Source organism: Streptomyces boncukensis (assembly GCF_011045075.1).
GTDB lineage: Bacteria > Actinomycetota > Actinomycetes > Streptomycetales > Streptomycetaceae > Streptomyces > Streptomyces boncukensis.
On record NZ_JAAKZZ010000284.1, the window covers coordinates 1 to 9,604 of the forward strand.

A 9,604-nucleotide genomic window follows, 5' to 3' on the forward strand; every position below is an offset into this window, starting at 1 on the left:
TTTCTGGCCGTACTGTGGCTGTTCGTCATCGTGTCCGTGCAGGTCATCCGGAGCGACCTGTTCGGCACCCGGGTGACGCAGCGCTCCGCGCGCCGCGCCGAGGGCCAGCGCTCCCAGCAGCGCCCCGGCACCAGATCTCCCGGCCCACCCTCGTGCTCGGCCGCAGCACGGAGGCCGACGTCCGGATCGACGACCCCGGCGTCTCCCGCCGCCACTGCGAGATCCGGGCCGGAAATCCCCCCTCGATTCAGGATCTGGGCTCCACAAACGGAATCGTGGTGGACGGGCAGCACACCACACGCGCTACGCTCCGCGACGGCTCACGCGTTGTCGTGGGCAGCACCACGATCATTTACCGGCAAGCCGAAGGGTGAAGCGGGGGCAATGTCAGAGCTGACCCTCACGGTCATGCGGTTGGGGTTTCTGGCCGTACTGTGGCTGTTCGTCATCGTGTCCGTGCAGGTCATCCGGAGCGACCTGTTCGGCACCCGGGTGACGCAGCGCTCCGCGCGCCGCGCCGAGGGCCAGCGCTCCCAGCAGCGCCCCGCTCCCCAGCAGCGCCCGCAGCCGGACCGCCGCAGGCAGCGCGGCGGCGGCCGGGGCGCCCCCACCAAGCTGGTGGTCACCGAGGGCTCGCTGACCGGAACGACGGTCGCCCTGCAGGGTCAGACGATCACTCTCGGCCGTGCGCACGACTCGACAATCGTGCTGGACGACGACTACGCGTCCAGCAAGCATGCCAGCATCTACCCGGACCGTGACGGCCAGTGGATCGTCCAGGACCTCGGGTCGACCAACGGCACGTATCTCGACAGGACCCGGCTGACGACACCGACGCCGATCCCGCCCGGAGCGCCGATCCGTATCGGCAAGACGGTCATCGAGCTGCGGAAGTAGTACCGACATGACGACCGGAGGGTGGGCACCGTGCGGATGTACCCGGAGCCGACGGGCGAGGTGCGCATGAGCCTGTCACTGCGCTTTGCCGCCGGATCACACGACGGCATGATCCGCGAGCACAACGAGGACTCCGGCTACGCGGGGCCCCGGCTGCTCGCGGTCGCCGACGGTATGGGTGGGCAGGCCGCCGGCGAGGTCGCCTCCTCCGAGGTGATCTCCACCATGGTGCAGCTGGACGAGGACATCCCGGGCTCCGACATCCTCACCTCGCTCGGCAGCGCCGTGCAGCGGGCGAACGACCAACTGCGGGTGATGGTCGAGGAGGACCCGCAGCTGGAGGGGATGGGCACCACCCTCACCGCGCTGCTGTGGACGGGCCAGCGGCTCGGCCTGGTGCACGTCGGCGACTCGCGCGCCTATCTGCTGCGGGACGGCCAGCTCACCCAGATCACCCAGGACCACACCTGGGTGCAGCGGCTGGTGGACGAGGGCCGGATCACCGAGGAGGAGGCCACCACCCATCCGCAGCGCTCGCTGCTGATGCGCGCGCTCGGCAGCGGCGACCATGTCGAGCCGGATCTGTCGATCCGTGAAGTGCGCGCGGGCGACCGCTACTTGCTCTGCTCGGACGGGCTGTCCGGGGTCGTCTCGCAGCAGACGCTGGAGGAGACCCTCGCCAGCTACCAGGGCCCGCAGGAGACCGTGCAGGAGCTGATCCAGCTCGCGCTGCGCGGCGGCGGCCCGGACAACATCACCTGCATCGTCGCCGACGTCCTCGACGTCGGCTCGGTCAGCACGGAGGACACCCTCGCCGGGCAGCTCAACGACACCCCGGTGATCGTCGGCGCCGTCGCCGAGACCCAGCAGCCGCTGGGCGGCGACCCCGGCGCACTGCGCACGCCGGCGGCGCGCGCGGCGGAGTTGGGGCGCGGCGGTCAGTCCGTGCCTCAGCAGCCGGCGCCGGGCGGAACCCCCGAGGGCGGCTTCGGGCCGCCCGGCAGCAGCGACCCGTCCTTCGCCGCCTCCCCGGCGGGTGCCTTCGGGCCGTACGCGGACGAGGAGTTCACGAAGGGCGGCGGCAAGCGGCGCTGGGTGAAGCGCTCGCTGTGGATCGCGGTCGCGCTCGCCGTCGTCGGCGGCGGGCTGTACGGCGGCTACCGCTGGACCCAGACGCAGTACTACGTGGGCGCCAAGGAGCAGCACGTCGCCCTCTACCGCGGCATCGACCAGGAGCTGGCGGGCGTCAAGCTGAACGACGTGTACCAGGACCGCCCGGAGATCGAACTCAAGTACCTGCCGCTCTTCCAGCGCAAGCAGGTCAAGGAGACCATCGCGCTCAACAGCAAGAAAGAGGCGCAGGAGAAAGTCAGGGAGCTCGGCGCCCAGGCCGAGGTCTGCAAGATCGTCGCGGAGCAGAAGGCGCAGCCCAAGAAGTCCGGGAAGTCCGGCGGCGACAGCGAGAAGAAGCGCAAGGACGAGCAGAACGAGCCCGGGGACGCGGGCAGGCGCGACAGCCGGGGCAGTCAGAACGGCTCCACCGCGGGCACCGGCGACGGCACCGGCACCGGCACCGGTGCCGGCACGGGCACCGGCGACGGCGCGACCGGCACCACCGGGAACACCGGGACCACCGGTGCCACCGGCACCAACGCCGCCCTCCGTACCGCTCCCGGCTCCCAACACGACAGCACGCGTGTGAGCGACAGCTCTCCGTCACCCGGCCCCAAGCTGACGGAGAAGCAGCGGGAGCTCGCCAAGCAGTGCACCGCGCCGTAGGGGGCGGCACAGGCATGAGCAGCAATCTCACCAACACCGGCAGCAACACGACGGTGTCCTCGGGCGGTCTGCCGAGCCGCCGGAACACCGAGCTGGCGATGCTCGTCTTCGCCGTCATCGTCCCGGTGTTCGCCTACGCCAACGTCGGCCTCGCGATGGACGACAAGCTGCCCTCGGGCATGCTCGGCTACGGCGCCGGACTGGCGCTGCTGGCCGCCGTCGGCCACCTCGTCGTCCGCCGCTACGCGCCGTACGCCGACCCGCTGCTGCTGCCGCTGGCCACGCTGCTGAACGGGCTCGGCCTGGTGCTGATCTGGCGGCTGGACCAGTCCGAGCGGCTGCAGACCCGCGCGGAGAGCCTGTTCGGCCAGTTCACCCCGGACGCGCCCAAGCAGCTGATGTACTCGGCGATCGGGCTGGCGCTGTTCGTCGCCATCCTGATGGTGATCAAGGACCACCGGATTCTGCAGCGCTACACATACATCTCGATGGCCGTGGGCCTGGTGCTGCTGATCATGCCGATGTTCTTCCCGCCGGTGAACGGGGCGCGGATCTGGGTCAACATCGGCCCGATCAACCTCCAGCCCGGCGAGTTCGTCAAGATCATCCTGGCGATCTTCTTCGCCGGGTACCTCATGGTGAAGCGGGACGCGCTCGCGCTCGCCTCCCGCCGCTTCATGGGCCTGTATCTGCCGCGCGGCCGGGACCTGGGCCCGATCCTGGTGGTGTGGGCGCTCAGCCTGATGATCCTGGTCTTCGAGACCGACCTGGGCACCTCGCTGCTGTTCTTCGGGCTGTTCGTGGTGATGCTCTACGTCGCCACCGAGCGCACCAGCTGGATCGTCTTCGGGCTGCTGCTGTCCGCCGGCGGCGCCGCGGTCGTGGCGACCTTCGAGCCGCACGTCCAGGACCGCGTCCAGGCGTGGCTGCACCCCTTCGCCAAGGAGACGATGGCGCAGAGCGACCAGATCGCGCAGTCCCTGTGGGCGTTCGGCTCGGGCGGCGTGCTCGGCAGCGGCTGGGGCCAGGGCAACTCCGACCTGATCGGCTTCGCCGCGAACTCCGACTTCATCCTCGCCACCGTCGGCGAGGAGATGGGTCTGACGGGCATGATGGCGATCCTCATCATCTACGGGCTGATCGTCGAGCGCGGCATCCGCGTCTCGCTCGCCGCCCGCGACCCGTTCGGCAAGCTGCTCGCCGTGGGCCTCTCCAGCGCGTTCGGGCTCCAGGTGTTCGTCGTCGCGGGCGGCGTGATGGGGCTGATCCCGCTCACCGGTATGACGATGCCGTTCCTGGCCGCCGGCGGCTCCTCGGTGCTGGCCAACTGGGCGCTGATCGGCATCCTGCTGCGGATCAGCGACACCGCGCGCCGCCCGGCCCCCAGCCCCGCGCCCTCAACCGACGCCGAGATGACCCAGGTGGTGCGCCCCTCGTGACCGCAGTCTCCCGGGGGCAGCACCCCCCAGCGGCTCCGCCGCTGCTTCCCGTCGCCGCATACGCCGCGTCCGCCGCATACGGCGCGTTCGCCGCATACGCCGCCGCACGTCCCGCCGGAGGTGAGACACGATGAACAAGCCCCTGCGCCGCATCGCGATCTTCTGCGGACTGCTCACCCTCGCCCTGCTGGTGCGGACCAACTGGCTGCAGTTCGTCCAGGCCGACGATCTGAAGGAGGACCCGCAGAACCGCCGGGTCGCCATCCAGCGCTACGCCCAGCCGCGCGGCAACATCGTCGTCGACGGCAAGCCGGTCACCGGCTCCACCGAGGTCGCGGGCAGCGACTTCAAGTACAAGCGCACCTACAAGAACGGCGAGCTCTGGTCCCCGATAACGGGCTTCGCCTCCCAGCGGATCGGCGCGAACCAGCTGGAGAAGCTCTACGACCCGGTCCTCACCGGCGACGACGACCGGCTCTTCTTCAACCGCACCATCGACATGCTCACCGGAAAGCCGAAGAAGGGCGGCAACGTCGTCACCACGCTGAACCGCAAGGCGCAGAAGGCCGCCTTCGACGGCCTCGGTGACAAGAAGGGCGCCGTCGCGGCCATCAACCCCAAGACGGGCGCGATCCTGGCCCTGGCCAACAAGCCGTCCTACGACCCGTCGGTCTTCGCCGGGAACAGCGACAAGGACGCCAAGGCGTTCCAGAACCTGGAGAAGAAGAAGGACCCGGACGACCCGATGCTCAACCGGGCGCTGCGCCAGACCTATCCGCCCGGCTCGACCTTCAAGGTCGTCACCGCGGCGGCCGGGCTGGAGAGCGGGGACTACGACATCGACTCCAAGACCGACTCCGAGGATCCGTACCGGCTCCCGCAGTCCACCACCGACCTGGGCAACGAGGGCAACAACCCGGCCTGCAAGAACGCCTCGGTCCGGGTCGCGCTCCAGTGGTCGTGCAACACCGTCTTCGCGAAGATGAGCAACGAGCTCGGCAACAAGAAGATGATGGAGGAGGCCGAGAAGTTCGGCTTCAACCGCGACCAGGACGACAACGCGCAGGACACCCCGGTCCGCCCGGCCCCCAGCGTCTACCCGAAGGACAACCGCCCGCAGAACGCCATGGCGGGCATCGGACAGGCGTCCAACCGCGCCACCCCGCTGCAGATGGCCATGGTCACAGCGGCCATCGCCAACGACGGCAAGCTGATGAAGCCGTACATGGTGGACCAGCTGGTGGCGCCCAACCTCAACGTCATCGACCAGACCAAGCCCAAGGAGCTGAGCCAGCCCGTCTCCCCGGAGAACGCGCAGAAGCTCCAGTCGGCCATGGAGACCGTGGTCGAAAAGGGAACGGGAACCTCCGGCAAGATCTCGGGCGTCACAGTGGGCGGCAAGACCGGTACCGCGCAGCACGGCGAGAACAACAAGGACAACCCGTACGCCTGGTTCATCTCCTACGCGAAGACCGACGACGGCTCACCCGTCGCCGTGGCCGTCGTGGTGGAGAGTTCCGACACCCTCCGCAGCGACATCGCGGGCGGCAAGCTGGCGGCGCCCATCGCGAAGAGCGTGATGGAGGCCGTCCTCGACGGAAAGAAGTGACGCACGCCTCCCTGCGGAGGCGGCCCCGTCACCACGGCCGCTCCAGGCCGGTCGGGACGGACGGGTACCGTATGCCGAGCAGCACACCGCCGTACCGCGGTCCGGAACGTCCCACACGCCGCGGCACGGAAGACCGGAGAGGGCTGGAGATATGGAAGAGCCGCGTCGCCTCGGCGGCCGGTACGAGCTGGGCTCGGTGCTCGGCCGCGGCGGCATGGCCGAGGTCTATATCGCCCAGGACACCCGCCTGGGCCGTACGGTCGCGGTGAAGACGCTCCGCGTCGACCTCGCCCGCGACCCCTCGTTCCAGGCCCGCTTCCGCCGTGAGGCCCAGTCGGCCGCCTCGCTGAACCACCCCGCCATCGTCGCCGTCTACGACACCGGCGAGGACATGGTGGAGGACGCCCCCGGCGGACCCGGGGTCTCCATCCCGTACATCGTGATGGAGTACGTCGACGGCTCCACCCTGCGCGAGCTGCTGCACTCCGGGCGCAAGCTGCTGCCCGAGCGGGCCATGGAGATGTGCATCGGCATCCTGCAGGCGCTGGAGTACTCGCACCGCAACGGCATCGTGCACCGCGACATCAAGCCCGCGAACGTGATGCTGAACCGCGCCGGCCAGGTCAAGGTCATGGACTTCGGCATCGCCCGCGCCATGGGCGACTCGGGCATGACCATGACGCAGACGTCGGCCGTCATCGGCACCGCCCAGTACCTCTCCCCGGAGCAGGCCAAGGGCGAGACCGTGGACTCCCGCTCCGACCTGTACTCCACCGGCTGCCTGCTGTACGAGCTGCTGACGGTGCGCCCGCCCTTCGTCGGCGACTCCCCGGTCGCGGTCGCCTACCAGCACGTCCGCGAGGAGGCGCAGCCGCCCAGCTCCTTCGACCCCGAGATCCCGCCCGCGATGGACGCGATCGTGATGAAGGCGCTGGTCAAGGACCCGGACTACCGCTATCAGTCGGCTGATGAGATGCGCGCCGACATCGAGGCGTGTCTGGACGGACAGCCCGTCGCGGCCACCGCCGCCATGGGCGCCGCCGGCTACGGCGGCTACGGCGAGGACCAGCCCACCACCGCGCTGCGGGCCCAGGACGCGCAGCAGACCTCGATGCTGCCGCCGATGCGCCCGGACGACGGCGGCTACTACGACGAGCCCCGCGCCGGGCGCCGCCGCCCGCCCCGCAAGAGCCGGGCCTCCACCATCCTGCTGGTGCTCGCGCTGATCTTCCTGATCGTCGGCGGGATCTTCATCATCACCACCCTGCTGAAGAGCTCTTCGGACGACCCCGAGGTGCCCGATGTCGCGGGCCTGTCGGTCACCGAGGCACAGGACCAGATCGAGAACTCGGGCCTGAAGGCCGTCAAGGGCAAGGCCGTCAGCTGCGGCAAGAAGAAGGGCACCGTCTGCCGGACCGACCCGCAGGCGGGCGAGGAGGTCGAGCGGGACAGCACCGTCACCATGCTGATGTCCCGCGGCAAGGGCCCGAGCACCACGAACCGCACCGTTCCCGACGTCACCGGCGACATCTACGCCGACGCCAAGCAGGAGCTGAGCGAGGCGGGCTTCAAGGTCACCCGGAAGCGCCAGGAGTCCTCCGAGAGCGAACCGGGCACCGTGCTCTCCCAGAACCCGGAGGGGGACAAGAAGGCCCCCAAGGGCTCCACCGTCACCCTCACCGTGGCGGCCGAGTCGAGGCCCTCGGTGCCGAACGTCGTCGGCAAGAACTTCCCCGAGGCCGAGTCGCTGCTGGTCGGAGCGGGCTTCAAGGTCACCAAGAGCGAGGAGGAGAGCGAGGACCAGGCCGCCGGCACGGTGCTGCGGCAGAACCCCGCCGCCGGCTCCCGGCAGTCCGAGGGCACCCAGATCACCGTCACCGTCGCCAAGGCGCCCAAGGAGCAGCCCACCTCGGTGCCGGACGTCACCAACAAGAAGCTGCGGGACGCCAAGAGCGACCTCAAGGGCGCCGGGTTCAAGATCGGCAAGATCATCGGTCAGCAGGGCGACGACTCGGTCGTGGTCTCCACCACCCCCGGCCCCAACAGCCAGGGCAAGAAGGGCGACAAGGTCGACATCATCACCCGCCCGGCGGGCCCCGGCGACGGCCAGAACGGCGGCGGCGACGGGGACGGTGACGACGACGGCGGGAACGGCAACGGCCACAACGGCGGCGGCGACGGGGACGACGGCGGCGGCTTCCCGGGCGGCTTCCACTGGGGCAGTTGACGGGAGGGCGCACCGCCGCCGGGGGGCAGCCCCGGCCAGGGCCCTAGCGCAGTTCCTTCGGAGGGGTGCGCTCCGCGTTGACGTCGACGGTGCGCACCAGCTCGCCCCACACCACGTACCGGTAGCGGGACGTGTAGACCGGCGTGCAGGTCGTCAGCGTGATGTAGCGCCCGGCCTTCTTCTTCCCCGACTCCTTCGGGACCGGGTCCAGCACGTCCACGTTGTACCGGGACGTCTTCGGGAGGATGGCGTACACCTTGTACACGAACCAGGTGTTCTTCGTCTCGAAGACCACCGGATCGCCCTTCTCGATCTTGTCGATGTCGTGGAACTTCGCGCCGTGCCCGTCCCGGTGCGCGGCCAGCGTGAAGTTGCCCGACTGGTCCTGCGGCAGCGCGGACTTCACCGGCTTCGTGTAGTACCCGGCGATGCCCTGGTTCAGCTCCTTGGTGTCGGTGCCCTTCTTCACCAGGATGTCGTCCGAGGTCATCGAGGGGGCATGCAGGAAGCCGATGCCGTCCTTGGTGTCCAGCCCGCCGGGCCCCCGGTCCTGCGACCAGTGCTTCCGCACGCGGTCGCCCTGCCGCTTCGCCTCGCGGTCCGCGAGCACATTGGTCCACCAGAGCGAGTAGACGACGAACAGCGCCAGCACCAGCCCGGCCGTGATGAGCAGCTCACCGACGACGCCGAAGACCGCCGCCAGCCGTCCCCGCCGCCGCTTCCCGGATTCCGCCACCGCCGTACCGTCCGTCCGTCCTCGCCGATGATCACAGAGCGTCCGGCTTGCCCTTCTCGCGCGGGCGCTCGTCCATCATTTTGCCCCAGACGATCAGACGGTACTTCGAGGTGAATTCCGGCGTGCAGGTGGTGAGGGTGACGAAGCGGCCCGGGGAGCGGAATCCGGACTGCCGGGGCACCGGGTCGATCACGCTGGTGTTGGACGGGGACGTGGAGGGCAGCTGCCGGGTGACCTTGTAGGTGTAGTACGTGTCCGCGGTCTCGACGACGACCTGGTCCCCCGGCTTCAGCCGGTTGATGTAGCGGAACGGTTCGCCGTGGGTGTTGCGGTGCCCGGCGAGCGCGAAGTTGCCCTTCCGGTCCCAGGGCATGGCCGTCTTCAGCGGCGCGGTGTCGTAGTGCCCGACCATGCCCTTGTCGAGCACCTTGCTCTTGGAGACGCCCTCGGCGATGGGCGTCCTGATGCCGATCTTCGGGATGTGGATGATCGCGAAGCCCTCGCCGGGCTTGAACGCGCCCGGCTTGCGCTTCGGTTCCGCCCCGCCGGACCCGTCGCGCCCGGCGCTGTCGCCGTCGTTCCACTGCGAACGCAGCTGGTTGGCGGTGCCGTTGGCCTGCTGCTGCGCGCGGATGTTGGTCCACCAGAGCTGGTAGGCGACGAAGAGCAGCATCAGCACCCCGCAGGTGATGAAGACCTCGCCGATCGCCCGGCTGGCGATGATGCCGGGCCCCGGCCTGCGGGCCCGCTCGGCGCGGAGCCGCTCCAGCCGGGTGGGACCGGCCGGGCGCTCGGTGCGGCGGGGGGCGGCGGCGCGCAGCGCGTCCACCCGCAGCCCGAGCGTGCTGGAGTCGTCGTCGGGGGGCGGTGAGGGTGGCTGCTCCGGCACGGGCGCGTGCGCGGGCCCGTGCCGGAGC

8 protein-coding genes are annotated in these 9,604 nt (G+C 69.9%); 6 read left to right on the plus strand and 2 right to left on the minus strand.

Going from position 1 to position 9,604, the window contains the following annotated elements; genetic code table 11:
- The 6 genes from G5C65_RS23570 to pknB all read left to right on the plus strand — a co-directional run.
- Positions 1 to 374: FHA domain-containing protein (locus tag G5C65_RS23570; RefSeq protein ID WP_420903354.1), on the plus strand; the 374-nt coding region annotated here is incomplete at its 5' end.
- A 10-nt stretch (positions 375 to 384) separates the two neighbouring features.
- Positions 385 to 897 (plus strand): FHA domain-containing protein FhaB/FipA, encoded by a 513-nt coding sequence (locus G5C65_RS23575; RefSeq protein ID WP_165300915.1) that lies wholly within the window; start codon positions 385 to 387, stop codon positions 895 to 897.
- A 36-nt stretch (positions 898 to 933) separates the two neighbouring features.
- Positions 934 to 2,676, plus strand: a complete 1,743-nt coding sequence (locus tag G5C65_RS23580; RefSeq protein WP_206442188.1) for a Stp1/IreP family PP2C-type Ser/Thr phosphatase — start codon at positions 934 to 936, stop codon at positions 2,674 to 2,676.
- Positions 2,677 to 2,690: 14 nt separating this feature from the next.
- Positions 2,691 to 4,115, plus strand: coding sequence for an FtsW/RodA/SpoVE family cell cycle protein (locus tag G5C65_RS23585; protein ID WP_165300917.1), 1,425 nt, complete (start codon positions 2,691 to 2,693; stop codon positions 4,113 to 4,115).
- 130 nt (positions 4,116 to 4,245) lie between these two features.
- Positions 4,246 to 5,724, plus strand: coding sequence for a peptidoglycan D,D-transpeptidase FtsI family protein (locus G5C65_RS23590; RefSeq protein WP_165300918.1), 1,479 nt, complete (start codon positions 4,246 to 4,248; stop codon positions 5,722 to 5,724).
- A 151-nt stretch (positions 5,725 to 5,875) separates the two neighbouring features.
- On the plus strand, positions 5,876 to 7,951 hold the full coding sequence (gene pknB / locus G5C65_RS23595) for a Stk1 family PASTA domain-containing Ser/Thr kinase (protein ID WP_165300919.1): 2,076 nt from the start codon (positions 5,876 to 5,878) through the stop codon (positions 7,949 to 7,951).
- 43 nt (positions 7,952 to 7,994) lie between these two features.
- Here pknB and G5C65_RS23600 read toward each other — a convergent pair whose 3' ends face one another.
- Together G5C65_RS23600 and G5C65_RS23605 are read right to left on the minus strand one after the other, a co-directional pair.
- Positions 7,995 to 8,687, minus strand: a complete 693-nt coding sequence (locus G5C65_RS23600; RefSeq protein ID WP_165300920.1) for a class E sortase — start codon at positions 8,685 to 8,687, stop codon at positions 7,995 to 7,997.
- Positions 8,688 to 8,718: 31 nt separating this feature from the next.
- A partial coding sequence (locus G5C65_RS23605; protein ID WP_165300921.1) for a class E sortase occupies positions 8,719 to 9,604 on the minus strand: 886 nt, incomplete at its 5' end.